The sequence below is a fragment of the Priestia sp. FSL R5-0597 genome (assembly GCF_038006305.1).
Classification (GTDB): domain Bacteria; phylum Bacillota; class Bacilli; order Bacillales; family Bacillaceae_H; genus Priestia; species Priestia zanthoxyli.
On sequence record NZ_JBBOUZ010000001.1, the window covers coordinates 3,828,928 to 3,855,789 of the forward strand.

Genomic DNA, 26,862 nt, shown 5'->3' on the forward strand with positions numbered 1-26,862 from the left:
CTAATCACCATGCCGTGTAAACGCCTGCAAATATCTCTTTTATGTCTGATAGGCATGTTGTATTTATATAAGCGTTTTTCTTGGAGTCTCAGCCGTTTTGCTAAGTCAGTTAAGCTCATGTTCAGTGTTTTGGATATAGTGTGTACATACTCTTTAAAATGTTGGTCTGTCATCACTCTCCCTCCTTCGTCAAACGCATGAACCGTTCTTTATCACCGTTAGCTAATGCTTCATCAATCCAGTGTTTACGTGCGTTCTCTTTCACGTTTTCTTGCAAGAAGGTGAATAGGTTGTCCACATCTGTTTTATCCTTGAAATACAGCACCATTTCTTCATTTGGTAGCATTTCGATATGCTTGTAATTTTTATAGCTGATGTACTGGATAGAACCTACTGCAATGGTTGGTTCTTCGCTTGCTGATACCTCTACACTCATATAGCTGTTGACTTCGTTTTCTTCATTAAATACACAATGAACTTTGCCCTCGTACCCCATTAAATGATATTTGATTAAATCGCCTTTCATATAACCAACTCTCATTTTCCCCACTCCTTCTTTTTATTTAACTGGTGTATATTCTTCTGCCGGAACCCAATCCCAACCACTCAAGGTATAGACTAAGAACTGAACTTTTCCTTCATTACTTTCTCCAACTGCGTAAACCATGTAAGTAGACCTTTTATCTTCTTTCCAATAAACCCGAAACGGCATTTCTCTTCTCTCCTTTTTATTCTTGAATCTCTTCACGCTCCACGTAACAACCGCAAGAGCATGAGAGTTTAACTTCTATCTGACACGACCACAATTCAAACTGACATATGTTACAGAAATACCGGAACACTTTATATTTGAATGCCTTTAGCTTTTAGAGCTGCTTTACATATAGCCAAAGGTGTTGTTGATGACTGAGCTTTATGCCATTCTCCATTGAACAGAGAAGCATGTATGTTGCCTGTGAACGTATCTTGAATTTTAAAAGAGGTAAACTTATCTAAGATAATCCAAGCGTCTTGAATATATTCAGATGGGTTAAATTCGTAAGCGCCTACAAGTCCCAAACGATTACCTTTTTCATCAAAATAAGCTTCGTAGAAAGAACCATCTTGCTTGAAATCAACAGCCTTAATCTCCCAACCCATTACATGAACAGCAATTAAACGATCTATTTTGTCATAATTCATTTCTCTTCTCTCCCTTTATTTGAATGTTCAGTCTTAATCACGTGCAACTAAGATACAAGACACGATAAGAACTGCAATAATAGCAACGTAGCAACAAATCATTTGTCCCTCACTCATTGACTGGAACCAACTTCATAATGGATTCATGACACGTACCGTTTTCGACTGCTTCTAGGTAGCAAAGAACTGTTGTGTTACTTTCGCTTAGCCATTTATAACCATCAACTGCTTGCTGCAACTTATCACTCATTCCCCTAACTCCTTTTTATAGAAGTTCATGACATACTCATAAGCTGTATAACCGCCAACTATCACAAATGCCAGTGTTAACATGATCAAAACTGCCATTGCTGCACCCATCAGCGTTTCTCCCCTCTCATTTTGACGCAGTATAAGGTGTTATCATCGGTATGTGAGAATTCATCGTATTTCTTACGGTAGTTGTCATATTTGAAGTTGCGATAGCCCCGTGTGATTTCGTGGATCTGACCTACCACGGTAAACCCGCGTTTGATATTGTCTTCAATGGCTCTTTCTAACTCTGCGCGATTATGGCGTTTCATGGTAATTTCCATCAGTAAATCCCCCTGTTTTTGATTTACCTGACTGACTTTGAAGTATGTAGGAGAGCCGCGGCTCCCCTTGTTTATTTGTCCTTGCGTGGTTTTTCGTGTTTAATGCCTTTGTACCAATCAATCGTGCGCTGTAGCTCTTTTAGGAGTGCTTCACGTTCACGCGCTTTCATGTTGTTGCTCCTGTTCTTCTTTAGCTTTATCAATCCACGTTTTCAATGAAGCTAAATGCTTTTTAAAATCCGTTTCGCTCAATTTAGTGATGTCTTCAATGTTTAACGCTTTGTACACTTCTTTATCTGTACGACCTCGCAACTGAGCAAACTCTAATGCTGCCGTTTTTAATTCTCCGACCTGTTGAGCAGTAATAGGTGTAGCGTGTGTGTCAGAAGGCAAGTCCTCACCAGCGTATATATACAGTCCTAAACCATGTAATGCGATTGCTTTTACTAAGCAACGTTGAATCGCTGTGTTGATATCAAAGGCATTTGGCTTTTCGATTGGTTTGTTTTGATGATTAAGCACCGGATGAATCTGACTTAATGTAATCCCTTGTACTGTGACAGCTACTTCTACAAAGTAACCGCACTCTGTTTTCATGTAAGGCATACCGTCAAATCTGATTGTTTCCCATGTTGCTGTAGGATCGTGCTTTCTAAGAACATCAACCGCATAAGCCCAAGAGAGATACGAAAACTTTCCTTTTTTCTCAATGTGTTCACCGACATCTATTTTTGCTAATTGTGTATAGTAGTTAGTTTCAGTCATGATCTACATTCACGCTCCCTGTAATTTCGTTTGCTGCATCAAGTTCAGCTAATTCTGTAGGTAGTACCTCTCTGTATCCGTTGCCTGTTGAAATATGAGGTTTTCCGTCCAACCAATAAATCGTCATGTATTTTTCTTCCTTCCTATGGTAAGATTAATTTCTAATATATTTTCCAAACGACTCTCCGGCTGTTCCAGCAGCTAGGGAGTCTATTTCTTTTCTGCGTAATGCTTTTCAAGAACCGCAATCACTTCTTCGATTTCCTCAATTTCTTTTGCCACCTTTGGCATGTGTTCGCGGTAGAACTGAATCTTTTCTTCCATATGAGTGATGTTATCTTGCTTTGATTTCAACTCACTCTTCAGCTTCTTCAGAGGATGCATTGTAATGAATCACCCCTTCCGCTGGTATAATACGTTGCATAAAGCCTGAAACAACTGCTGGTATACTTAATGCTTGATCGTGGCTTATGAGGTCTTGTAAATCCTCTTCGATGATATGCCTTGCCGGAACCACACCCTCTTCATCCCACTTATCCCAAAGGTAATTTGTAATGATACCCATTTAGATAACTCCTTTCGCATGTAATTCATCTAAATAACTTTGCGTGTCATCCACCCATAATTGAAAGAACAAATCTTCTAAGGTGTTTAACTTATCCTTTAAGCCGTTTAAGTGAACCTGTTCAGCTAATAAGAATGTAAGGGCGAAGTAATCACCGTCTTTTAACTCGTTGATACGTTGTTCAGAACGTTTGATCAGGTGTTTCACTTTTTCGATTTCATTAATAAATTGATTTTCCATTTAACTCACCTCTTCATCATTTGTTAAGCAATCAACAGCAGCGTCTACAATGTCACGTAACACCGGATTGCCTTTTTCCCATTCACTTTCAAACCACTCATATTGTTCTTGTGGCGTCATGTTGACTAACGGTGAAACAATCTTCACTTTTGTATTGCCGTATTGGTATGTCTTAGATGGTTTACTCATTTCAACCGCCTCCTTGTTTAAGGCTATGCGCGTTATCATAAGGGGCAACCTCCTTCATTTTGTGTCAACTACTTTTCAAACCGTTTTTCTGACCATTTGGAAGCAATTTGACTCTTTTCAAATTCAGTCATTATTTGATACAATCAAGTAACTGAAAGTGATTTTCAATTATGAGTAAAAAAGTCAATTTGTTGAATGATATTCATTGAAATATATTCAACATCAGGTTAAAAAAAATCTTTAATGGATACACCGAATTCTTTAGCAATTCGTTCTAATAAAGGAATGCTTGCGTTCGCCTTACCTTTTTCAATCTTATTAATGTGTGAACGAGTTACTTTTAAACGTTGTGCTAACTCAGCTTGTGACCAGCCGCGTTGCTCACGAAGTTCTGTAATCTTGCTGCTCATGTTTTCACCGCCTTTCTGTGGTACGAAAGCTAAGATCAACATTTAAACGTCGTGGCGTAACCGTTCATGTATTATGGTGTGGCTCATATCATCGCCTACTCCGCTCGGTTTAAGTGTTCATTTTAGCTTCCGTAACCTGTTGAAATATATTCAACCGTTTCGTTAAATTTAGAATACCACAGGTGTAGAATATAATTCAACCTTTTTTAAAAAAATTTTAAGTTTTTTTCTGAATAGCCGATATAATGAATAGTTTTTTAACAAAAATACATTATTTTACCTTTTTTAATTATTTATTCTGAGGAATATTCAACAATTTGAAGTATAATAACATTTGATACCACTTCCACTTTTCCACACAGATATGGAAGTGATTATTAATAACTTTTTTGGATATGAGAGGGGAAAGTATGAATAAGAACAATGATGTCTATATTGATCCCGAAATAGGAAACAAATTAAAAGAACTTAGGAACGAAAAGAATTTAAGCATGAGACAAGTGGGAGAAGAATTAGGAATAAATTATACGTATATTAGTAAGATAGAAAAAGGGTACATACCGTCGATGAAACTCCTAAAAGATATATGTAACATCTATGATATTGAGATAAAAGACTTATTCGGAGAGAGTCAGCCTGTACCTAAAGAACTAAGAGATATAGGTGTTGAGTGGATAACTTTCGCTAAAGATATGGAAGAACAAGAAATAACTCCTGAAAAAATAAAAGAATATATAAAAATAATAGAACAATTTAAGAAAGTATAAGGATAATTGAGGGATAATTGAGGATTAATTGAGGATATGTATAAAGATAAAATGAGGATAAATAAGAATATAACTTTTAATAATTCGGCATAGATTTGTAGAATTTTGTAGTATAATGTAGAAAATTCACACACTTCCAAACGCTACCTTTTGATAGAAAAATTAGACGATTCGTTATATAATAGTAGTTAAGACTTAGGAACGAGTGTTCGTGAAATAAAAGGAGTTGGGCGGATGAATGTAGTGGAAAGCTTGGAAATTAAAAATATCGTATATAGTGATGATTTACCAAAGGGAGAAACAATCTGTGTGGGCGACCTAATAATCAGAAGTGCTTCTGATCGATATATAGAAGAACAAGAGGGAGAGGTTTTTTAACCTCTTTTTTATTTGTCATATTTATCCTTAAAATGGTACAATAGATTCAATATACCCCCCACCCTTTTAGGTGAGGTTCATTGCGATGTAAACAAATAAGACAATTAACCGAATTTATTGAAAATAGGGAAAATATGGACTATTTATGTGTATAATGGGTATTAAATAAAAGGAACTCATGTTCTTCTTTTATAAAAAACGTCAGGGGCTGATTGTGTGGTAAACATTGTCTATAGTGAGGAAATGGATAAAGGGGTGGCAATTAAGCTAGAAAACGGTGTTATTTTAAAAGGGACAAAGGAAACAAAAGGCAAATAGCTCTAAAAAGAAAAAAGTCCCACTTGAGGGCTTTTTTTATTTGATGTTTAATAGATAGATAGAGGTGATCACATGAAACCTTCACATTTAGATGTCTATATTTATCTACGTAAAAGCCGTAGTGACATCGAAGAAGAGAAGAAAGCAACTGAGGAAGGCAGAGACTACGATACGTTAGATCGTCACCGTAAGCGTCTGTTAGCTGTAGCAAAACAAGAACATCACAACATTGTGAAGATTTTTGAAGAAGTGGTATCCGGGGAAAGTATTTCTGAGCGTCCGATGATGCAGGAAGTGCTGCGTTCGGTAGAAAAAGGTGATATTGATGCGGTGATGGTGATTGACTTAGATCGTCTTGGCCGTGGGGATATGTTGGACCAGGGATTGATTGACCGTGCATTCCGTTATACATCCACTTTAATCATTACCCCTTCTGATGTCTATGATCCTGAAGATGAATCATGGGAATTGATATTTGGGATTAAGTCACTGATTGCAAGGCAAGAGTTTAAAATCATCAACAAACGTCTGTACAATGGCCGTGTGGATTCAGTCAAAGAAGGAAAACACATCGGCAATCGCCCTCCATACGGATACATACGGGATGAAAAACTGAAGCTCTCCCCTGACCCTGAGACATCGTGGGTAGTGGAAAAGATATTTGAACTCGCTAGAAGTGGTTTAGGAAGACGTAGGATCGCAGAGGAACTAAACCTATTAGAGATTGTTCCAGCTTCAGGAAAAGGAACGTGGAGTGCTGTATCGGTACGTAACATCCTGGTCAATGAAGTATACAAAGGTGATTTGGTATGGGGTAAGTTTAAGCATATCAAGCGTAACGGGAAATATACACGCAAAACCCTCCCGCCTGAGTCATGGATTGTTCATAAAAACGCGTTTCCTCCTATTATAGATCCAAAGGTATTTGATGAGGTCCAGAAGCTTTTACAGAATCGCTCGTATACATCACATGTCAACGATGAGAAAGTTATGCGAAACGCCTTTGCCGGCATATTAAAATGTGAATGCTGCGGGAAAACGATGTGGCGACAGAAGAACGCATATCAGCCGAAGAATGCTGCAGTTGAGTCAGCTACCCTTATTTGTTCCAACGATGAGTGTAGAAGACTAAAGAAAAATAAAGGAGCTTCTTATAAACGGGTAGAAGCAGCTGTGATTCAAGCGCTAGAAGAAATGCTACAGGAGTTCCAAGCAAAAGATAAGATGCAAAAGAAAAAGAAAAAAGAAAACTCCCTTCTTCCATTAAAAGAAAAAGCATTGAAACAAAAACAAGATGAACGTGGTGAAGTAGATAAACAACGCGAAAACATTCATGACCTTTTAGAACGTGGTGTATATACCATTGAAATGTTCATGGAACGTCAACAGTTGTTATCTGATCGCATCAAAGGAATTGAGCAAGATATCCAATCGCTCGAGCAAGACATCGAAAGAGAAAAGAAACGCTCGTCACACGAAGATCAATACATGCCAAAAGTAGAGCGTGTGATTGATGCATACAAAAAAACAGACGATATCTCGAAAAAGAATCGCCTGCTGAAGTCCATATTAGAAAAAGCTGATTACTACCGGTCTTATTCGTCCAAGGGACCGGATGACTTTATGATTACATTATACCCTAAAGTTTAACGAAGATACACCTGGTAAATGGTGTATCTCTTTTTATTATATATAGGTTCGATTATTCGATACATCTAAAAGACCGTTTATAATCTCATGCTTTTCTTTAGTTAACCTCACTTCTTCTTTTTCAGAACCGTTTTGTTTTTTCATCTTTGGTAGCAACTCCGTCTTTTTAATTTCTTTACCTAAATACAACATATCAACACTTTGAGCGTAATTTTCTGTTTCCTCATGAGGAGTTACGAGAATGAGTTCTTCTTCACTAGCCTCAAGCCATTCTCCATCTGTTACACGTGACAATTCATAGACAATATCTTCCCATGAATCCTCTTTATAACGCCATATTTCTGTTCGAATACCAATGATTTTAAATAACTCTTTTCCATAATTAAAAACCTGGACGATATCGCCGAAGAAAAATTTATATTCAAGCTCTACTCTTTCCTGTACTAATATTTGACCTTCATATTCTTCTAGAAGTTCAATTGTATCTTCTAAAAAAAGACCTTCACTATGGTTGATTTCGTATACAAAAATCCCATCCATCACTTTTATATCGGTAATAGTGCCAACGGTCCCGTATATTGTTACAACGACTGTTTCACCAATTCCGTATTTAGGTTTTTTCTTCCCTGCCATCGTCGCACCTCCTTAGTAAACATACACCTACTGAAAAGTTACAATATTATATGCAGTAACTAAAAAAGGGGAAGTATAACATCTTTAGAACCAAGCCTTTATTATCTATTGCCCTCTATCATTTTTTTCTGCTTATTGTACAGGCTAAGGAAAATAAAAAGATCCGAACGATGAATCGTTCGGATCTTCCTTCAACTAAAATACTGTTGTTCTAGCCTCTTTTTATTTTCTCACGCATTATTTTGATAAAGCTCCCATGCTTCATCAAATACGGTCATACTTGATAAATAATGTCCGTTGAGCTCTAAATAAGAACTCAGTTCGTCATAGTCTGTTGAAGATTTCGGGAAGCTGTGATCATCATAAGCACTTCGCGCAAACTCTCCCATTCGATCATGTTTTTTATTTGATCGGAATTTCATTATATAGTGATAAAAGGATTTCATCGTACTCCCCCTCCAGCGGTATGTGTATCTTTTCTATCATTTTTTCAAGAAATCTACAACTTTCTTCTGTGATATGTAGATGTCGAACACTGCAATATGAGTGTTTTACTGGACAAAAAATATTAAATTCATGTTACAGTTGCAAAACAAATTTCACTATTAGCGTAACGAATAAATATTGTTATATCAATATTTTTCTTTTTTCAAAAAGACATTTGTAACAAAAACACATCGTTTTTATAACAAAAGCGTTGATTCGACAGGTTTCTCAAGCCTTTATGTAATTGCAAAAAAGAAGAATTCATGTTTTAATTCCGTAGTGAAAGGTTATTCTAACAATAATCGCCATTTAAATAAATCTTGTTGGTGGGAGGTTTACATCAGCATATGTTGAGGAAAAATAATACTATGAATACTCGAAATGCTTACTTTGATAATGCTAAATTCGTATTAATTTTTTTAGTTGTATTTGGGCACATGATTTCTCCGTACCGAACAGATAGCAGCGGAATGCTGTCCATTTATCACTTTATCTTTATTTTCCATATGCCTGTCTTTATTTTACTAGCAGGTTATTTCTCGAAAAATTTCCATAAAAAAGGATATTACAAAAAAATATTTACAAAGGTGGCTCTTCCTTACTTAGCTTTCCAAACGATCTATACTCTTTATTATAGTGTGCTTTATACAGATGAAACGTACACGCTTCAATATTTGGTTCCTAGATGGGCAATGTGGTTTCTACTGAGCTTAATTTTTTGGAAATTAATGCTTCCTTTCTTTGCAAAATTCCCAATGTGGATTAGCTTAACTGTCTCTATTTCGCTTGGACTTGCAATGGGCTTCATTGATATTGACGGATTTGATAAAATTCTAAGCATTAGCAGAATGTTTGTCTTCTTCCCGTTTTTCCTTTTAGGCTACTATTTGTCACAGCGACAAGAGCCTTTTACAAATCTTTTGACAGCGCGAAATCGAATCATTGCATCCATCGTATTACTAGTTACATTAATTGGAAGCTATTCTTTCTTAGACGACACGGCTTACACAGATATGCTGTATGGAACGAACACGTACGACAATGTGGCCGAATTTTTAATGCGCGTTTCTCACTATGGAATTGCTTTTCTTGTATCTTTTGCCTTTATGGCTTTAATTCCAACGCGCGGTTTTGCTTTAACAAGCATTGGACAGCGATCACTATACGTGTATTTATTGCACGGCTTCATTTTAAAATGGTTCTTTACAACTGACTTCTCAAAAAGTCTAGAGCCAACATCATGGGGTATTATCGTCTTAATCGCACTGTCCATTTTAGTAACGATGCTTCTTGGCAGCCGTATTGTCGATTGGTTCATCACCGGTACCAAGCTCATCGTTCAGTTTGTTACACCTAAAAAAGCCATTCAGAAATTTTCATTAGCATTCAAACGTACGTTTTCATAAAAGTCATACTCCTAAAGGAGTATGACTTTTTTCATTTTCTTTAGAGAAACCAAGTAAATAATTTCATTTTGCTGAATTTTATGTTAACGTTTTAATATCTAAAGGAAGGGAGTTTTTCAAGATGGAATTAGCATATTATGCTGGAGAGTTTAGAGATATTAACGAGGCTGTTATTCCAATTGATGAACGCGGTCACCAGTTTGGAGACGGTGTTTATGAATTTATTCGTGTATACAAAGGAGTTCCGTTTTCGATTGAACGTCACTTAGACCGCTTAGAAAGAAGTGCAAAGGCAATCTTTATTGAACTGCCAGTTTCAAGACAGGAACTAAAGGACATCATTCGTCAAGGAATGGAAAAATCAACGTTAAAAGACGCTGATATTTATATTCAAGTTACGCGCGGGATTGCTCCTCGAAATCATTTATTTCCTGATGTACCTGCACAATTAGCACTCACAATACGCCATCCTCGCCAAACACCTGAAGAAGCCTATGAAAAAGGCATCTCCACTCTTCTATTGGAAGACGAACGATGGGCTAATTGCTATATCAAATCATTGAACCTACTTCCTAACCTTCTGGCCAAACAAGCTGCGGCTTCTAAAGGGTGCAAAGAAGCTATTTTAGTAAAAGACGGATACATAACCGAAGGGTCGAGCAGCAATGTATTTGCGATAAAAGACAACGTCTTGTTCACGACTCCTGCCACAAGAAAAATTCTATCCGGTATTACGCGCGCTAACGTACTGGAATGTGCGCAGGAACAAGCCATTCAAATCCGAGAACAAAATATGACTCCTTCCTTTTTAAAAGACGCTGATGAAGTTTTTATTACGAGCACGTCTGTTGGTCTTTTGCCCGTTTCGAAAATAGACGAAGTCGAACTTCCAACTGTTCGTCCTGTTACAGTAGCTTTAAAGCACGCATACAGCCTACGTACTGCTGGAACAAAGGCTTATCAATAAGAAAATCCGCCCCTTACAAAATAAGGGGCGGATTTTTAGAATTTAAAGTAGTTGCGCTTTAATAATCTTGGCACTTTTAATAGCTCATCATACCGAATGGATTCATCAAGTTTTTTTGTATCGACAAGAAGCAGCTGTGTTTCCACTTCTTCTATGATCTCTTCTTCTTGATATGACATCCCGCAACCTGAACAGCTGATACATGGCATATGAGTAATTTCGATACTTCTCGTTCCATCTGGCAATTCCCAGTATGCGGTATTGGTTGTTTCTACCGCTTTTTCTTCTTCGCACCATGCGCATTGAACAGTCATATTACAGGACCTCCTTAAGATGATGGAGCATCGTCGCTTTTACCGTCTTTTTTCAATTGAGCTTTAAACTTTTTATCTTTTAATTCATCTCTTTTTTCACGTTTGTCTTTTAGGCTTTCGTGAGCACTGTCACTTTCATATGTTTTACGTCTTTTTACTCTCCCTAACCCTTCCGGTACAAGGTTGAATTGAGCATCATTCATAAGACCCGAGATGCCGATGGAAGAATCTTTAGCATCCGATTCTGGATAAACAGCTCGAAAATAATCATCTGCACGCCCAGGCACATAGCTTTCTGGCTCCGGATACGTCGTAATCACGCCTTCAAAGTTTCGCAGAACAACTTTACTTGCGCTTTGACTAATAATATAGTTTGGTTGAACGGCAATCTTTCCTCCACCTCCTGGCGCATCAATAACAAACGTTGGAACAGCGTAGCCAGACGTATGACCTCGCAGCCCTTCCATAATTTCAAGCCCTTTGGAAACAGGTGCTCGGAAATGCCCAATTCCTTCTGATAAATCACATTGATAAATATAGTAAGGACGAACGCGTATTTTTACTAAATCGTGCATAAGCTTTTTCATGATAGCTACGCTGTCATTAATCCCAGCTAAAATAACCGCTTGATTGCCAACTGGAACGCCTGCATCGACAAGCATTTCACATGCTTTTTTTGTCTCTTCCGTAATTTCAATGGATGTATTAAAGTGAGTATTTAACCACACTGGATGATATTTTCTTAAAATGGCACATAAATTTTCCGTTATTCGCTGTGGAAACACAACGGGTGCTCTGGTGCCAATTCGAATAATTTCCACGTGGGGAATAGCTCTTAAATTTTTCAAAATATATTCTAAAATGTTGTCATTAATCAGCAAGCCATCACCGCCTGAAATGAGTACATCTCGTACTTCAGGTGTTTTGGCGATATAAGCAATCGCAGCATCTAACTGCTTTTTTGGAACGCCCATTCCAATTTGTCCTGAAAACCTTCTTCGAGTGCAGTATCTGCAGTACATGGAGCATTGATTGGTAACTAAGAACAAAACGCGATCCGGATAGCGATGAGTCAATCCTGGCACTGGAGAATCTTCGTCTTCATCTAGCGGATCTTCTAGATCGTATTTTGTTTTATGAAGTTCTTGGCCAACCGGAACAGACTGCATACGGACGGGGCAGCGAGGATCATCTGGATTCATTAAAGATGCATAGTAAGGCGTAATATTAAGCGGAATGGTTTTGGTTGAAATGCGCACTCCTTCTTCTTCTTCAGGAGTTAAATTAATGACTTTTTTTAAATCATCTAGCGTTCGAATTGTGTTTGTTAATTGCCAAATCCAATCGTTCCACTTTTCCTCGGGCACATCTTTCCATAATTCGATATCTTTCCAATGTCGGGACGGCTTATATAAATCATATAACATACAATCGCTCCTTTATGAAGATTTACTATTGTTATATGTTACAGCCCATAAATTGGTTAATTATTTCTCATCCTTTACTTTTTGATAGATCCTTCACCCATACGTTCATATCTTCTAACGATTTATAAATGTAACAATTATTCGTTAACCGTCCCGTATAGGTATACCCAAGCTGATGAAAAGCGGCATTCATCCCAAATGAAAGCGCTCTCGCTATTGTGTATGCACAAAAAATATGCCTCTGTTTTAGCTCCGCCTCTAGTGCGCTTAATAAATGCTTCATGAATCCATACTTTCGGTAAGCAGGGAGAGTCGCACAATCCGTTAGTTCAGCATTGTGATAGACATAGTCAATTTCAGCAGAAGCAGCGCTAACGATATCGTTCTTGTCAACGATGATATAAAACAAACTATCTTCTTGAAGCAAACTAGAGAGATACTCTTCTTCATAGAGGGGAGTCGGATACACTGTGAAGATTTGACGGTAGAGCTGAGAAAGTTGTTTAGCGTCAGATGAAATGGCTCGGCGCATGATCAGTTGATTCGATAAAGGAGAATAATCAGATGTCGGCAAATTCAAAACATCTTGAAGCAGCTCTGTTTCTTTTAACGTCTCCCCGCTGTCTCGGCGGGATTGAGACGTATAGTAGCATAAAAGATACGCGTCGCTTCCGTTAAAATAGTAGGGAACAGTTGCTTCTAAAGAAAATCCCAAGCTCATCCAGTCCAACAGATGTTCGGCACGTGCTTTTATAATCCACTTTTCGTACGTTACCTTATCAATTTCTTTATATATATAGCTGCAAATATCGTTCACATTTCCCCGGTAATCATCCATTCTCAGACGCTTGTTACATTCATCTAAAAAAAGAGTCATAGCAAAGGTTGGTTGACAAATAGTTTCTTGTTTCGCCATTTGTTTGTATCCTCTCCCTTTTTAGCTTAGTCCGCAATACTGCACCAGTCTGCTACGGTGAGCGCAATAATTTCTGCTGCATCAAGCATCGTTTGAATACAAATATACTCATTCGGAAAGTGGGCTACTTCTGTTACTCCTGGTCCAAACACAACTGTTGGAATATCTCCAACTTGTGACAATATCCCTCCGTCCGTTCCCCAAGGAGATGCTTCAATGATCGGCTGTTTCTGTTTCACTTGATAAAAAGAGGACGAAAGAGAGGTCATAAGCGGATGCTCTAATTCAATTTCACCAGGAAGCCAGTGGGCCCCAAACCATTCCAAGTCGACAGGATGCTCAGCAAACCACTCATCACACTGAGGCAAAAGTTCAAGCCACGATTTCATTTCCGCTCTGACATTTTTCATTTTTTCATGCGGAGCAACTCCTATCCTGCCTTCTAATACTACTTGATCAGCAACTGAAGAAGGCCACGTTCCTCCTTGTATATTTCCGATATTAATGGGCACGGGAATGGGAATTTTATTATAGAGCGGGTCTGTAATTCGGCTGTTTCTCTCTTTTTCAAGACCCTCAATATGTTTAAGCACAACAGCTGCTTTTTCAATGGCACTCACGCCTTCATACCGAGTCCCTCCATGTGCTGCTACTCCATGTACGGTCACGCGAAACCACATCGACCCTTGCTGTTTAGGAAAGATCTTCATGTTGGTTGGTTCTGGAATAATGGCACCATCTGCTTTATACCCTCTAAGCACGCAGGAAAGTGTTCCTGCCCCTCCGCTTTCCTCTTCTACTACGCTTTGAAAAATAACATCTCCTTTTAATGAAATACCTAGCTCTTTTAATGCTTGAATCGCTAAAAGTAACGACACATTCCCTCCTTTCATATCTGTTGCACCGCGCCCATATAAGTTTCCATCTTTTACAACGGCCGTATAAGGGTCTTCCTTCCACTGTGAAAGATCGCCGGGAGGCACAACATCAATATGTCCGTTTAAAATGATGGATTTTCCCCCACCTTTTCCTTTTAACACGCCTACCACATTCGGGCTATCTCGGAAACTAGAACGGTTGGAGGCAAAAGCTTCATGGGTACGAAGTGTTTTTTCGTCTGGTTCCCATATATCAATATCTAACTGCAGCTGTCGAAGGCGTTCAATGACAATTGCCTGCGCATGCTTTTCAGAACCCTGTACGCTTGCTTCTTCTACGAAACGCTTGAGTAAACGCACTGCACTTTGACGATGCTCTGTCATCCAGTTATGAATAGATTGCTGTATGTTCATGTAATGGTCCTCCTTATGGTATCGTAATCAATTGATCACTCAGGCGAACTGTCGCTTCTGTTGAACTCAAAATATCCTCTACGGTATAAGGAGACATTAACTCGGTTAGAAGAAGCGCATCTTTTTCTACTTTAAAAACCGCCCGATCCGTAATAACTAATCCCACGCAGCCCGAAGCAGTAAGAGGTAAAGAGCATGTCTTGACCAGTTTTGGTTCTCCTGTCTTGCTCGTATGATTCATTAGCACAATGACTTTTTTCGCTTTTTGAGCTAATTCCATCGCTCCTCCCATCCCAGGAACTCGCTTACCTGGCACAATCCAATTAGCTAAATCCCCTTTTTCACTCACTTCTAACGCACCAAGAATGGTCATATCGACGTATCCTTTTCGAATCATCGCGAAGGCTGTAGCACTATCACAGTATGAAGCCCCTTGAACAGTAGTTGTTGGATAGCCTGCTGCATTGCAGACATTCTCATCTTCTTCACCTAAAGGAGGCGAAGATCCTAACCCTAAAATTCCGTTTTCAGCATGAAACATCACATGAACAGCGCTTGGTACATAATTAGGAATAAGAGAAGGAATGCCAATCCCTAAGTTAACAATCATGCCGTTTTTGATTTCAGCCGCAGCACGTCTTGCAATACGATGACGAATATCTATTCCCAAACCCATTTCCAATTCACTCCTTTTGAAGGCACAATATAATCCACAAATACGCCTGACGTCATCACATTCTCTGGGTCAATGTCGCCAAGAGGAACGATTTCCTCCACTTCAGCAATAGTTATACGACCTGCCATAGCCATTAATGGATTAGTGTTTCGAGCGCTTTTATCATAGAGCAAGTTGCCGAATGGATCTGCTTTTTTTGCATATACAAAAGCCACGTCGGCTGTGAGCGGTTTTTCAACTAAAAATGTCTTGCCGTCTACTTCCACTTTTTCTTTTCCAAATTGAATAATGTCATTTTCTATTCCTACATCAATCAGTACTCCTCCAAGTCCAACTCCCCCCGCTCGAATCCGTTCAGCAAGCGTTCCTTGAGGAGAAAACTCAACTTTCAGCTTTTCTTCTGTCATCAGCGTTCCAGCCACAGGATTCGATCCAATGTGAGAAGCGATCAGTTTTTGAATTCTTCCTTGACTTACTAATTTTCCCGCACCAATATGAGGAAAGCCTGAATCATTGCATATCAGTGTGAAATTTGATTTTTCGCTTTCAATAAGGCCGTCAATGAGAGAAGGCGGACTGCCTACGCCTCCAAACCCTCCTATCATCAGCGTAGCAGCATGATCCACGTATTCAATTGCTTGTTCCACAGTTGTAATCTTTTGAAATGAGTTTTCGACCTTTGTCACTTATTTCACCTCATCTCCCTGTTTTTCATTTTGTACTTCATACAATGTTTTCGAAAGCAACACGACCGCTTCATCAAGTTGGCGATGAGTAATCGTAAATGGTGGCGCAATAATAATACCGTCTCCTTCTACTCCATCTGTTCCTGCTTGTGAAGGATAAAGGAGAAGACCATTTTTATGGGCTTTACTTATTACGCGCGCCGTCATATTTTCGGAGGATGAAAAAGGCTCCTTCGTTTTTGGATTTTGTACAAGCTCAAGACCAACTAGTAAGCCTTTGCCACGAATATCACCAATGATAGGGTAAAGAAGTTGAAGCTCCTTCAATTTTTTTACTAAATAGTCTCCTTTCAGCGCTACTTGTTGAACAAGATCGTTCTTTTCAATATAGGCTAAGACAGCTAGCCCTACAGCGGCTGACAGCGGATTAGCGCTTAGCGTATGGCCGCTCATAATTAATTTGGATCCGTTCATGATAGGTTCAATCGTTTTGCTGCTAGCTAACGTAACGGCTATCGGTGTATATCCTGCTCCCACTCCTTTTCCAAGCGTCATGATGTCTGGTTTAGCTCCCCAGTGCTCATATGCAAACATCACGCCTGTACGCCCAACTCCAGTCATGACTTCATCGGCTATCCATAACACATCATATTTATCACAAATTTCTCTTATCACTTCATAATAACCGGGTGGAGGTGTGAGAGCTGCTCCGGCAGCTCCTACAATGGGCTCTGTAATAAAAGCAGCAATATGTTCAGGGCCGGTTCGTTTGATAACTGTTTCCAATTCGTGTGCACAAGCAAGATTACAGGATGGATAGGTTTGATGAAACGGACATCGATAGCAATAAGGAGGTGAAACCGAAGGATAATCTTCAAGCAAAAACGAGAAACGTTTTCGTCTTCCAACGTGCCCTGACATAGACAGCGCTCCTATTGTAATACCGTGATAGCTCATCCAGCGTGACAAAACCTTTGTTTTGGTTGGCTTTCCTTGCTCTTGAAAATGCTGAATGGCTGTTTTCATAGCCGTTTCAGTCGCTTCTGTCCCGCTGTTAACAAAAAAGCTCCACTGGAAATGATTGCTGCTTAATTCACATAGTTTCTTAGCTAAGGCTTCCGTCGGATCGCTTGTAAACTGCGACCGATATACAAACGCAACTTTCTGTGCCTGATCCGTCATCGCATCAATAATTTCTTTTACGCCGTGTCCGATACTTGCTGTAACTGCCCCTGACGAAGCATCTATGTACTTTTTTCCATCTTGGTCGTACAAATAAATTCCTTTTCCATATGAAATAACTGGGTAGTCGTCGTCGAGCAGCGGCTTTATCACATGGGTTTTATTCATTTCCGCACTCTCCTTTCAAACACACACTCTTATTAAACTGTATGCTGAAAAGAAGAGTTTCTTGCCAATAAAAAAAGCCCTAGCATATAGCTAGAGCTTTTACACATATTAAGCTGATTGCGTTACAGATTTATCGATACGCTTTGCTTCTGACTCAGCCACAATAACGGCACACGCAGCGTCTCCTGTAATATTTACAGACGTACGAAGCATATCAAGCAAGCGATCAATTCCGATAATTAATCCGATACCTGCTACAGGCAGGCCAACCGAACTCAGTACCATCGCTAGCATAATAAGACCAACTCCCGGCACGCCTGCTGTACCAATACTAGCAAGCACCGCTGTCAACACAACCGTCACAAGAGCGCCCAACGACAGATCAACCCCGTATACTTGCGCAATAAAAATAGTCGCTACACCTTGCATAATTGCCGTTCCATCCATGTTAATAGTTGCACCTAATGGCTGAACAAAACTGCTGATAGACTCGGGGACACGAAGATTTTTTTGCGCCACATTCATTGAAATCGGAAGCGTTGCATTACTGCTTGATGTACTGAATCCAACTGTCATCGCAGGAGCAAACCCCTTAAAAAATTCAATAGGGTTACGTCTGGCCATAAGAGCGACTGATCCCCCATATGTTACGATTGAATGGATGAACAGCGCGAGCACGACTACAATCATGTATAGCCCCATCGCTTTAATTGCCTGCCAGCCTTGACTTCCAACCGCGGTTGCAAGAAGCCCAAATGTTCCGTACGGAGCAAACTTCATCACTAGATTCACAAGGTACATCATCAATTCATTTCCTTGCTCAAGTAAATTGTAAAGTCCTTTTGTTTTACTTCCAAGCATCGTGATACCAAAACCGATAAAGATAGAGAAAACGATAAGTTGAAGCATATTCCCTTCAGCCATCGCTTGAATTGGATTGACTGGAATCATATTTAAGAATGTCTCTCCAACAGGTGGTGCTTTTTCAGCTTCAAAAGAAGCGTTTTGTGTATCAAAAGATCCAAATGTACCCGGTTTAATTGCATACGCTAAAATTAAACCGATAATAATTGCAACGGTTGTTGTCACTAGGAAGTAGGAAACTGTTTTTGCCCCGATTCTTCCTAATTTTTTAGGATCTCCTAAACCTGCTACACCTAACGTGATAGAGAAAAACACAATTGGTACAACAAGCATTTTAATTAAGCTTAAGAAAATTTGGCCAAGCGGTGTAAACAAGTACTTGTCCAGCGGAGCAAAAGCACTTGGAGCAAAAGCATTGATTAACACTCCTACAATAGCACCAGCAATTAGCGCGATAATAATCTTTGTCGATAGCTTCATAGATTTACCTCCCGTAAATAAATTATATTAGAATGATTCTAACTACCATACTTATTTTACCATGCATTGAGGGCGATAACACTCAAAATATACAATATATTAAAAATTTTCAGATTAATAGTTTAGGAATATTTTTAGCTATACAAAAAACCATGAGAATATCATGGTTTCATAGACCTGTTATTCCCTCACTGAATGCTTACGGAGTTAGCTGTCGGATTCGGGTATGTGAGTTACCCTACTTGATTCATTCAAGATTCACCCCAAGTACATTACGCACAAATATGGGTCCTCCGTTCTCTTATAAAACAAAAGAGATTAAGCAAATAATTTTCTTTAATATTTTTGCATGATAATAATTGTTACTTTAATTAAAATTCATTTTATATGTTTCTGTCAAGTTTTTATTCAAAAATAATGCATGATTTTATCGTAAAAAGTTGAGAATTGTTATATTTTAAAATATTTACATCATATTTCAATAAACTAAAAACACCTATTTAACAAGACTTACAATCTAATGAATAAAAAATTAATTCAAAAAATAGTTTATAAAGTGAACTTTCTTCTCATTAATATCATTCATAAATATGTATAATTATTCTAACATCCATGTACTTTACTGCTTCCATAAATATTTTACTTATCAAAAAAATAACTCTTTCCAACTGTTGATTTTATCCTTGTACTGCTTGATATACACTCCTTAAAATTTCACTGACTTTATTGATGCGAAGAAATCGACATTATCAATTCCCCTTATTCTACTTAATTCTGCTCAAGATAGAAGTATAGATTTCCTACTATCTTTTAAAAAAGGAGCGGGTAATTATCATATAAAACTATCGGAGTTGGAACGGTACAAGTTCTTTACTTTTTACTTATTCCCTCTCGTTATTTAACCCATAAAAAAAAGAGGCCGTGACGGCCTCTTTTTTTTATACAGTAACAGGTTCAGAACTTGCTTTACGATTCTTTAATTTTTCAACAATGTCACGAGCTACCCACACACCACACGCACTTGCCTGCGCGAGTCCTCGCGTAATACCAGCTCCGTCTCCTCCCACGTATAAACCGGAAATTTCAGTTTCAAACTTATCGTTTAACTTCGGACGGGCGGAGTAAAATTTCGCTTCCACACCGTAAAACAGCGTATGTTCAGATGCTAACCCAGGCGTTACATGATCCAGTGCTTCTGTCATTTCAATTAAGCTTTTCATTGTATTGTATGGAAGCACTAAACCCAAATCACCAGGGACAGCTTCTTTTAACGTTGGTTCTAAAAAGCCTTCTTTAATTCGATTCGTTGTTGAACGGCGCCCCTTTAAAATATCTCCATACTTTTGAACAACTAAGCCTCCGTTTGACAGCATATTAGCTAATCTTGACACTTCGTGCGCATATTCGTTCGGCTGATCAAATGGATCCGAAAATTTATGAGAAACAAGCAGCGCAAAGTTCGTATTTTGACTTCCAAGCTTCGGATCTTTGTATGCGTGTCCATTTGCTAACATAATCCCTGAATGATTCTCTACTACCACATGCCCTGAAGGATTGCTGCAGAACGTTCTGACTCTTGTACCTACAGACGTATTGTAAATAAATTTCCCTTCGTACAAGTGCTTGTTGATTTCTTCCATAACAACGTTAGATGTTTCTACTCGAACACCGATGTCTACTTGATTGTTAATCATTTTCAAACGGCGTTTTTTTAGTAAGTCGCTCATCCACTTCGAGCCGTCTCGACCTGGTGAAACCACGACTTTATCAGCCGTAATTCTGTCACCATTCTTCAATTCAATACCGCGTACGATATGCTGACCATCTTCTTTTTCTGTTATTAAATCGGCTACTTCCGTTTTATACTGCATATCAATTTTTTCTTTTAAGTATTCATAAATGCTTTTTAAAATTTCTAAATTTTGCTCTGTTCCTAAATGACGCACTTGGGCACGCAATAGCTTTAATCCTGCTGCGTATCCGCGTTTTTCAATTTCACGAACTTTATCAGTTAACGGATCCGTAATCGTATCGGTTGCTCCGTGTTTTAAATTAATTTCATCCACGTATTTAATTAAATCTACCACCTGTGATTCAGACAGATAATCCGTCATCCAGCCTCCAAATTCACTGGTGATATTAAACTTCCCGTCTGAATATGCGCCGGCTCCACCGAAACCATTTGTGATAGAACAAGCAGGCAAACAGCCAGCAAACTCTTTTCTGCCAACTGCAGGCGGACATTTTTCAATTTTTTTCTGAAGAATCGGACAATTACGTCGATAGATATCGTGTCCTTTATCGATTAACAAAATAGTTGCTTCCGGTAATTTTAACGTTAGCTCATAGCAAGTAAAAATTCCAGCGGGTCCTGCCCCTACCACAATAACATCATAATTTGAGTTCATTGTACATTCTCCCATCATCTTTTTTCTTTGGGTAAAAGATAAAAGTTATTGACCGAATTTTCTTTTTTTATTATCATTCGGTTATTTTCTAGCCATTTGATAATATATCAAAAACAAACCCTTTAGTCAACAATATACACGAACATTAAAATAAAAAAAATAAAAAACATTCGTTTTTATTTCAACCAAATAAAAACCAGCGAACGAATAGCAAGCGCTACGAAATGTTCACTGGTTCTTTAATATACGGAAGAGCAATTTCTACTTTTGTTCCTACTCCTACTTTACTCGCAAATGAAATATGCCCTTGATGCTGTTCGATTATTCGGTAGCTAATCATTAATCCTAGCCCAGTTCCTGTTTGTTTGGTGGAATAAAATGGTTCACCTAGCCGAGCTAAAGATTGCTCATCAATTCCACATCCTTCATCCTCGATAATGACCATGCCGTATTCATTTCTTTTCTCAACGGTAACTTTAACTGTACCTTTGCTCATTGACTCAAGCGCATTTTGAATTAAATTAATAAAAACTTGTTTAAGCGCATTTTCTTCACAAAAGATTGTAATCTCATCACTAATCTCATTAATAATACGACAATTTTTATAATTGGCGTGTGTATCTAATAGTAATGTCACGTGACGTATGATTTGATTGAGACTTTTCGGATGGTATGAATTTTCAATTTTAGGCTTGGCCAGCGTTAAAAATTCTTGAATAATGGATTCGACGCGATTCAATTCTTCAAGCATAATATCATTGTATTCTTCATTATACTGTTTCGATGCTTTTAGCAGCTGAATAAACCCTTTAATCGCCGTCATTGGATTACGGATTTCATGTGCTACTCCTGCCGCTAGCTTGCTCACCATTGTAAGCTTTTCAGATTTGCTTGCCATTTCATCATATTTTTTTCGATCCGTTACGTCGCGAATAATATACTGAATGGCATCCTGTCCTTCAAACTTAATTTTGGTTGCCGAAGATTCAATAATGACGACCCCTTTTTTAGTCAATAGTTTCACATCAACACGTGGCCTCACGGACATTCCATTCATCAGCTGAACCATTCGTTCTTTTACAATTTCTAAATGTTCGGGGTGAATAAAGTGAAGCCAAGGACGCCCGATATACTCTTCTTTTTTCTCGCCGCCAAGAAGTTTAACACCAGCGGGATTCAAATATTGAATTCTGCCTTCTCTCGTTACAATAAATGCATCTTGACTCTGCTGGACAAACTGCTTATATTGCTTCATTTTCCGAATGACTTCCTCTTGCTTTTCAATACTTGAGGAAAACTCTTTCCACTGAACAACTAAGAGCGGAATATCTTCTTCCGTGCGCTGAATATGGATATGCATCGGAAACTGCTGATCTACTTTTTTCTTAAGTAAAACAACTTCTTCCTCTTGCTTTCTTAACGGTTCCACTTCATGCTTTTCAATAAAAAAGCGATTTGGCTCTTCAAATACATTACAGGAAAGAAGCCGTTCCTCCGTCGTTTTAAAAAGGTGGCAGCAAGCTTCATTTAAAATTTGAATATCGCCATCCATATTCATTACGAGCATTGGTGTAAATGACATTGAAAATAGCTGTTGAAATACTTTTTCCTTTTCCATATATTCACCTTCGCTTATTGAGTTACTAGCTATAGTATAATATGGTAAATGTTGATTTGGCAAAATTTTTTTATTATTTAAACAATTTATATGTAAGTTTGTCCTTTTCCATCTTTTATAAAAAGCTCGCACATGCGAGCAAATGAGACCTAATCAGCAAAAACAAGTGCAGCCAATGATGATTAATAAAATAAATAGCACAACAATTAATGCAAATGACTGGCCCGTTCCGCAATGATGATAACCGCCAATTGGATAGTGGCAAGTATCATATAGGTGGTGATAGCCTCCGTGATGGCATGGGTCGTAACAATCGTAGTTATACATAGCAATCTCTCCTCTTGTTTTTTTCATTTCGTACACTGTACTTTATATGCGTTAGTTGATTGTCCTGTATGTGCATTCGCCCATTTTTTACTTTCTCTTACGCCATATTCGCCTTTTGGGCTGCAGCGTATACGAAAACAACAAAAGTAAAATACTGCCCATCACCAGTAGCGTAGTAAAATCTTTCATAAACTCAATAATGACCCCTATATACGGGAGATGGTATGCGTAGCTTCCAATCACTTTAAAAGAAGCAGGCAAAGAATTTCTTTGAGCTGTAACCAGTACATCAGGGTCTTGATTATGGGCCAGTACAAGTTCATTCTTTGAAGAAGATGATTCGTCTCTAAAGACAACCATATCTCCGCGATGCAGGTGGTGATAATCCGTTTCTTGAACGGTTACAGTGAAACCAAATAGGCTTGGAACTGTGCTAACAAATAAAAATGTAAAGCAAATTGCATAAAGAACAAGTACATATCGAAACGCAGAAAACATACATTTATTGATCATAGGTAATCAGCTCAATTCGCTCGGTTACTTTATTTAGCGCGGGGGTAATTTGATTAAATGAAGTAGAGCGCTCTGTAAATTGAATTAAAAGTAGCAGCAGTAAAAAACTTAACATGATTAACCGTAGCATCCGAGCATAAAAATCACGCATGCTCTCACTCCTTTTTTCTATACTAAATTCGGTCGTACAATAAGCCTTCAGTCAATAATTTGATTCAGTATATGCACATAGAGGGCGTTTGGCTCATTGTTTCTTCTTGGAGGTCTCGGGAGTGATCAGTGATCGGCATAAATTATGAGTTTTAGCATATGTTTGGTTACGTATGGAAATGTTTTTATACTCCGACAATAAGGGAGCTGAACATATGGCTAATTATTCCTTTGATCAATATATTAAAAAAGCAATGAAATACGATTTTCTAGCTAACTACTATAAGTATAGTGATCCATCTAAGCATATTCATTATTATCAAAAGCATTTGTACTATATCCAGCAGGCCATCTTAACTTCTTCTGAAAATACGAATTTACGCGTAAATCCGCCGCAAATTCGTATACTTCACGCTTCTCCAGATTCTCCATCTGTAGATATTTATATTAACAACAAACGAGTGATTCGCAACTTAACTTATAAACAAGAAACAGATTATATTGAATTACAAGAACCTGGAAGATACACAATTTCTATTTATCCCGCTGGAGAAACGGGAAGACCTGTTTTAACGGAATCATTTACATTTGAAGGAAACCAAAATTACACGGTAGCGGCGGTAGATGAGCTAAACAAGCTTGATTTATTATTTATCTATGACAATACGGATGTACCAAGTGGAGAAACGAAGCTTCGGTTTGTGCACCTTTCTCCTGATGCTCCTGCTGTGGATATTGCGGCTAGAGGTGGAGACGTCATTTTTTCTGGCGTGCAGTTCAAAGAAGTCACAAAATATTTGCCTTTATCCCCCATGCATGTTCAACTTAGTGTGCGCATAGCAGGAACCAAAAATGTAGTACTCGAAATCCCAGCACTGAACCTTCGCCCGAATCGAACATATACGGTATATGCCGTCGGATTTGCTAAAAACCGTCCTGCATTAGAAGCGCTGATTTCCCAAGACCGTTAACAAAAAAAACCTTCCAAATTGGAAGGTTTTTTTTATTCACTGCGCGAAATTAAACGTACGCGAATATCATCATTTTTTAAATCAAACTTTTGTACTTTTACAGCAAAATCACTCTCTAACTTCATCTGCTGTAACGCTACGTATACTGATTCATTCTTTGGATCGATTGTTACCCATTCTGGTAGCGCAAAATTATTATTTACGTATCGAAGCACTGTGCGGACAGGCAGCTGCAGCTTCCCAACAGAAAGTGACTGCTGTTCAAGCACAATATCTCCATTTTTTTGTACGATCGGATCAAATGTCATTCGAATATTAATATCATCGCCGAATACTTGAATCGTTCCGTCTACTCTTACTACATCGGTAAGAGTAATTTTGTAGTTAAGCGGCTGATTCTTAAATTCTTTTTTTAAATATTTATCAATCAGTACATTTAAGTCCGCTTTTTTAGCCAAAATAGTTAGTTCTGCGTCTCCTTCTACTTTTTCAGAGGGAGTTGGATTGACCTTGTCAACCGGTTGAAAAATAAACGCAATAATAAGGATAGCCCCTAGAACATTAATCCCTAATAACGCGATAAATAGGGTTTTCCACTTCTTCATATAACAATCTCCTTACTCGTTCCCACTCTCTTTCGTGTTTTTCTCTTTTTCATCAGATGTAACTTCTTCTGCTGTTTCCTTTTTCTGGTCTCCAACGAGAGGATCTTCTTCCTCCATTGATTTACTAATGCGCTCAGCCATTAGTTTGTACCCTTTTTTATTAGGGTGAAACTCGTCTTTCCCTAATAAATTTACGTCAGAATCATAAAAAATATCATCAATTTTTACATAACTTACATTATCATATTGAGAAGCAATTTTCTCGCTTGCCGCATTCCATTCATTAATAACGACATTAATTTCTTTCACATCACTTAACGATTTAAAGAATGGATTATAAAAACCGATTAAATAAATATGGGCATTAGGATTAAGCTTACGTATGCGTGAAAACACGTCATTTAGACGTTTTTCATATTTTGACTGCTGTGATTCAAACGTCTTAATTGAGATATTGTAAAAGTAATCCCTTACCACTTTCATCACGTCATTGCCGCCAATCGTCAAGAAAACGATGTCTGCTCTTGATACTTCAGCTGCTACTCCCGGCTGATTTAACCTCGCTAATAGCTGATCCGTCCGATTTCCTCTTTTGCCTAGATTCTCTGTTCGTACATTTTGCACTTCATTTTGTTTAGAAAGGTATTTAGTTAAGTATGGTACATAACCGCCTTTTTTAGACTCATCTCCTACTCCTTCAGTTAATGAGTCGCCAATGGCTACAATATCTAAATCTACAGGGAAAAAGCCTTTCGGAATATGCTTTTTAGGTGTTAAATCCACTTCTTTCTGAACGGCTTCTTCTTTATTGTCCGTTGGCAAAAAAGTCGTTGTCGAACAGCTCGCTAACACCACCGCACTCATACTGCTTATCACTATACTTTTCCATTTTCTCATCATAACACCTACTAACTATGCTGTATTCTCGCTGTCACAAGCAATACTGCTTACCGCTCTGAATAACTATATCTTTATATCTTATCATACTATGTCAAGTTGATATTTTACTACGTTTCTTATATATAGTATATGTAAAAAAAAGGATAAGCATGTTTCTTTCATAAAAATATCCGCTCACACATCACTGTAAAGATAGCTGTGTGAGCGGATAGATTTGACGATTTTATAGCTCTTACTGAAGGGTTTTAATATCTTTTATCATATCATCATAAGGAGGATCAGTCACTCCCTGATAAGATTTTTGAACCACTCCATCTTTGTCAATTAGAAAAAAATACGTACCGTGAATAACCTGCGGATCTTCTTGCGGCTTTTTCACAATCATCTTAAATTGATCCAGCGCAAACTTTTCAATTTCCGCTTGTTTATAGCCCGTTAAGAAATCCCAATTCGAAAAATCAGCGCCAAATTTAGTCGCATAGTCCTTCATTTTCTGAGGAGTGTCCACTTCAGGGTCTACGCTAAATGAAACAAAGTGAACGTCCAGGCCTTCATCCTTAGCCATTTTTTGTAATTTAGCCATATGAGCCGTCATTGGGGGACATACGGTTTCGCAGCTTGTGAAGATAAAGTTAGCTACCCAAACGTTCCCTTTCAGCTGACTTAGCCCTACTTTCTTTTGATCTTGGTTAACATAAGAAAAAGAGTCCATCTTCCAATTAAGCGGATTTTCTATTTTGGAACCACAGGCTGTTAACATCATGCAACTAATAAGCAGTAAAAAAAACAATTTATAAGACCAGCTTTTCATATGTTCCTCCTGCACGGTTAAAG

The 26,862-nt window shown here is 38.2% G+C and carries 36 protein-coding genes and 1 riboswitch; of the genes, 6 read left to right on the forward strand and 30 right to left on the reverse strand.

Going from position 1 to position 26,862, the window contains the following annotated elements; genetic code table 11:
• Window positions 1-172 precede the first annotated feature (172 nt).
• From MKX72_RS20300 to MKX72_RS20355, 12 genes are all read right to left on the reverse strand, one after another.
• Window positions 173-541: an IDEAL domain-containing protein gene (locus tag MKX72_RS20300; RefSeq protein ID WP_340760855.1), complete on the reverse strand. Its 369-nt coding sequence runs from the start codon at window positions 539-541 to the stop codon at window positions 173-175.
• An 18-nt stretch (window positions 542-559) separates the two neighbouring features.
• Window positions 560-712, reverse strand: a complete 153-nt coding sequence (locus MKX72_RS20305) for a hypothetical protein (protein ID WP_340760856.1) — start codon at window positions 710-712, stop codon at window positions 560-562.
• Window positions 713-843: 131 nt separating this feature from the next.
• A complete protein-coding gene (locus tag MKX72_RS20310; protein ID WP_340760858.1) occupies window positions 844-1,182 on the reverse strand; it encodes a BC1872 family protein in 339 nt (112 codons plus the stop codon).
• A 109-nt stretch (window positions 1,183-1,291) separates the two neighbouring features.
• Window positions 1,292-1,432, reverse strand: coding sequence for a hypothetical protein (locus MKX72_RS20315; protein WP_340760860.1), 141 nt, complete (start codon window positions 1,430-1,432; stop codon window positions 1,292-1,294).
• Window positions 1,433-1,541: 109 nt separating this feature from the next.
• Entirely contained in the window at window positions 1,542-1,757 is a 216-nt protein-coding gene (locus tag MKX72_RS20320; protein ID WP_340760861.1) for a hypothetical protein, read from the reverse strand.
• Window positions 1,758-1,913: 156 nt separating this feature from the next.
• On the reverse strand, window positions 1,914-2,522 hold the full coding sequence (locus MKX72_RS20325) for a Sak single strand annealing protein (protein WP_340760862.1): 609 nt from the start codon (window positions 2,520-2,522) through the stop codon (window positions 1,914-1,916).
• Window positions 2,515-2,649: a hypothetical protein gene (locus tag MKX72_RS20330; RefSeq protein ID WP_340760864.1), complete on the reverse strand. Its 135-nt coding sequence runs from the start codon at window positions 2,647-2,649 to the stop codon at window positions 2,515-2,517. The genes MKX72_RS20325 and MKX72_RS20330 overlap by 8 nt, the downstream gene beginning before the upstream one ends.
• An 83-nt stretch (window positions 2,650-2,732) precedes the next feature.
• Window positions 2,733-2,876, reverse strand: a complete 144-nt coding sequence (locus tag MKX72_RS20335; RefSeq protein WP_340760865.1) for a hypothetical protein — start codon at window positions 2,874-2,876, stop codon at window positions 2,733-2,735.
• 1 nt (window position 2,877) lies between these two features.
• Complete coding sequence (locus MKX72_RS20340; protein ID WP_340760866.1) at window positions 2,878-3,087, reverse strand: hypothetical protein; 210 nt, start codon at window positions 3,085-3,087, stop codon at window positions 2,878-2,880.
• A complete protein-coding gene (locus tag MKX72_RS20345) occupies window positions 3,088-3,327 on the reverse strand; it encodes a hypothetical protein (RefSeq protein ID WP_340760868.1) in 240 nt (79 codons plus the stop codon).
• The gene (locus MKX72_RS20350) at window positions 3,328-3,516 is read right to left on the reverse strand and encodes a hypothetical protein (RefSeq protein WP_340760869.1); all 189 of its coding nucleotides are present in this window, start codon (window positions 3,514-3,516) and stop codon (window positions 3,328-3,330) included.
• A 227-nt stretch (window positions 3,517-3,743) separates the two neighbouring features.
• Window positions 3,744-3,926, reverse strand: coding sequence for a helix-turn-helix transcriptional regulator (locus MKX72_RS20355; RefSeq protein ID WP_340760870.1), 183 nt, complete (start codon window positions 3,924-3,926; stop codon window positions 3,744-3,746).
• 410 nt (window positions 3,927-4,336) lie between these two features.
• Between MKX72_RS20355 and MKX72_RS20360 the strand changes: the two genes are divergently transcribed.
• The 3 genes from MKX72_RS20360 (at window position 4,337) to MKX72_RS20370 (ending at window position 7,039) form a co-directional block, all read left to right on the forward strand.
• Window positions 4,337-4,693, forward strand: coding sequence for a helix-turn-helix domain-containing protein (locus MKX72_RS20360; RefSeq protein ID WP_340760871.1), 357 nt, complete (start codon window positions 4,337-4,339; stop codon window positions 4,691-4,693).
• A 234-nt stretch (window positions 4,694-4,927) separates the two neighbouring features.
• Window positions 4,928-5,071, forward strand: a complete 144-nt coding sequence (locus tag MKX72_RS20365) for a hypothetical protein (RefSeq protein ID WP_340760873.1) — start codon at window positions 4,928-4,930, stop codon at window positions 5,069-5,071.
• 390 nt (window positions 5,072-5,461) lie between these two features.
• Window positions 5,462-7,039, forward strand: coding sequence for a recombinase family protein (locus MKX72_RS20370; protein WP_340760874.1), 1,578 nt, complete (start codon window positions 5,462-5,464; stop codon window positions 7,037-7,039).
• Window positions 7,040-7,075: 36 nt separating this feature from the next.
• Here the strand turns inward: MKX72_RS20370 and MKX72_RS20375 are convergent, their stop codons facing one another.
• Window positions 7,076-7,672, reverse strand: coding sequence for a hypothetical protein (locus MKX72_RS20375; protein ID WP_340760876.1), 597 nt, complete (start codon window positions 7,670-7,672; stop codon window positions 7,076-7,078).
• 230 nt (window positions 7,673-7,902) lie between these two features.
• Entirely contained in the window at window positions 7,903-8,118 is a 216-nt protein-coding gene (locus tag MKX72_RS20380) for a YozE family protein (RefSeq protein ID WP_013058722.1), read from the reverse strand.
• 408 nt (window positions 8,119-8,526) lie between these two features.
• Here MKX72_RS20380 and MKX72_RS20385 point away from each other — a divergent pair, with 408 nt between their 5' ends.
• Together MKX72_RS20385 and dat are read left to right on the forward strand one after the other, a co-directional pair.
• Window positions 8,527-9,564: an acyltransferase family protein gene (locus MKX72_RS20385; RefSeq protein WP_013058723.1), complete on the forward strand. Its 1,038-nt coding sequence runs from the start codon at window positions 8,527-8,529 to the stop codon at window positions 9,562-9,564.
• Between the two features lie 121 nt (window positions 9,565-9,685).
• Window positions 9,686-10,531 (forward strand): D-amino-acid transaminase, encoded by an 846-nt coding sequence (dat, locus tag MKX72_RS20390; RefSeq protein ID WP_028415114.1) that lies wholly within the window; start codon window positions 9,686-9,688, stop codon window positions 10,529-10,531.
• A gap of 35 nt (window positions 10,532-10,566) precedes the next feature.
• On the opposite strand, the gene MKX72_RS20395 is transcribed toward dat, so the two are convergent.
• The 13 genes from MKX72_RS20395 to MKX72_RS20455 form a co-directional block, all read right to left on the reverse strand.
• A complete protein-coding gene (locus MKX72_RS20395) occupies window positions 10,567-10,845 on the reverse strand; it encodes a YokU family protein (RefSeq protein ID WP_013058725.1) in 279 nt (92 codons plus the stop codon).
• Between the two features lie 14 nt (window positions 10,846-10,859).
• Window positions 10,860-12,272: a lysine 2,3-aminomutase gene (gene ablA, locus MKX72_RS20400; protein WP_028415115.1), complete on the reverse strand. Its 1,413-nt coding sequence runs from the start codon at window positions 12,270-12,272 to the stop codon at window positions 10,860-10,862.
• A 67-nt stretch (window positions 12,273-12,339) separates the two neighbouring features.
• On the reverse strand, window positions 12,340-13,188 hold the full coding sequence (ablB, locus tag MKX72_RS20405; RefSeq protein WP_033579855.1) for a putative beta-lysine N-acetyltransferase: 849 nt from the start codon (window positions 13,186-13,188) through the stop codon (window positions 12,340-12,342).
• A 26-nt stretch (window positions 13,189-13,214) separates the two neighbouring features.
• Complete coding sequence (locus MKX72_RS20410) at window positions 13,215-14,480, reverse strand: peptidase (protein ID WP_047749942.1); 1,266 nt, start codon at window positions 14,478-14,480, stop codon at window positions 13,215-13,217.
• Window positions 14,481-14,493: 13 nt separating this feature from the next.
• Window positions 14,494-15,156 (reverse strand): 3-oxoacid CoA-transferase subunit B, encoded by a 663-nt coding sequence (locus MKX72_RS20415; RefSeq protein WP_029715086.1) that lies wholly within the window; start codon window positions 15,154-15,156, stop codon window positions 14,494-14,496.
• Window positions 15,141-15,842: a CoA transferase subunit A gene (locus tag MKX72_RS20420; RefSeq protein ID WP_028415119.1), complete on the reverse strand. Its 702-nt coding sequence runs from the start codon at window positions 15,840-15,842 to the stop codon at window positions 15,141-15,143. Before MKX72_RS20420 ends, MKX72_RS20415 begins: the two co-directional genes overlap by 16 nt.
• Complete coding sequence (locus tag MKX72_RS20425; protein WP_155007691.1) at window positions 15,843-17,192, reverse strand: aspartate aminotransferase family protein; 1,350 nt, start codon at window positions 17,190-17,192, stop codon at window positions 15,843-15,845.
• A 108-nt stretch (window positions 17,193-17,300) separates the two neighbouring features.
• A complete protein-coding gene (locus MKX72_RS20430) occupies window positions 17,301-18,536 on the reverse strand; it encodes a dicarboxylate/amino acid:cation symporter (protein ID WP_033579852.1) in 1,236 nt (411 codons plus the stop codon).
• 180 nt (window positions 18,537-18,716) lie between these two features.
• Window positions 18,717-18,871, reverse strand: a riboswitch (cyclic di-AMP (ydaO/yuaA leader).
• Between the two features lie 603 nt (window positions 18,872-19,474).
• A complete protein-coding gene (locus MKX72_RS20435) occupies window positions 19,475-20,944 on the reverse strand; it encodes an NAD(P)/FAD-dependent oxidoreductase (protein WP_155007690.1) in 1,470 nt (489 codons plus the stop codon).
• A 217-nt stretch (window positions 20,945-21,161) separates the two neighbouring features.
• Window positions 21,162-22,562, reverse strand: coding sequence for an ATP-binding protein (locus MKX72_RS20440; RefSeq protein ID WP_028415123.1), 1,401 nt, complete (start codon window positions 22,560-22,562; stop codon window positions 21,162-21,164).
• A 153-nt stretch (window positions 22,563-22,715) separates the two neighbouring features.
• Window positions 22,716-22,889, reverse strand: coding sequence for a YjcZ family sporulation protein (locus tag MKX72_RS20445; RefSeq protein WP_080518349.1), 174 nt, complete (start codon window positions 22,887-22,889; stop codon window positions 22,716-22,718).
• Between the two features lie 87 nt (window positions 22,890-22,976).
• Window positions 22,977-23,402, reverse strand: a complete 426-nt coding sequence (locus MKX72_RS20450) for a hypothetical protein (RefSeq protein ID WP_232217062.1) — start codon at window positions 23,400-23,402, stop codon at window positions 22,977-22,979.
• Window positions 23,392-23,553, reverse strand: coding sequence for a hypothetical protein (locus tag MKX72_RS20455; RefSeq protein WP_176544773.1), 162 nt, complete (start codon window positions 23,551-23,553; stop codon window positions 23,392-23,394). Before MKX72_RS20455 ends, MKX72_RS20450 begins: the two co-directional genes overlap by 11 nt.
• A gap of 214 nt (window positions 23,554-23,767) precedes the next feature.
• On the opposite strand from MKX72_RS20455, the gene MKX72_RS20460 reads away from it, so the two are divergent.
• A complete protein-coding gene (locus MKX72_RS20460; RefSeq protein WP_014458542.1) occupies window positions 23,768-24,523 on the forward strand; it encodes a DUF4397 domain-containing protein in 756 nt (251 codons plus the stop codon).
• Between the two features lie 32 nt (window positions 24,524-24,555).
• Here MKX72_RS20460 and MKX72_RS20465 read toward each other — a convergent pair whose 3' ends face one another.
• From MKX72_RS20465 to MKX72_RS20475, 3 genes are all read right to left on the reverse strand, one after another.
• A complete protein-coding gene (locus tag MKX72_RS20465) occupies window positions 24,556-25,128 on the reverse strand; it encodes a YpmS family protein (RefSeq protein ID WP_028415126.1) in 573 nt (190 codons plus the stop codon).
• A gap of 12 nt (window positions 25,129-25,140) precedes the next feature.
• Window positions 25,141-26,025, reverse strand: coding sequence for an SGNH/GDSL hydrolase family protein (locus MKX72_RS20470; protein ID WP_014458541.1), 885 nt, complete (start codon window positions 26,023-26,025; stop codon window positions 25,141-25,143).
• Window positions 26,026-26,260: 235 nt separating this feature from the next.
• Complete coding sequence (locus MKX72_RS20475; RefSeq protein ID WP_033579851.1) at window positions 26,261-26,839, reverse strand: SCO family protein; 579 nt, start codon at window positions 26,837-26,839, stop codon at window positions 26,261-26,263.
• Window positions 26,840-26,862 lie beyond the last annotated feature (23 nt).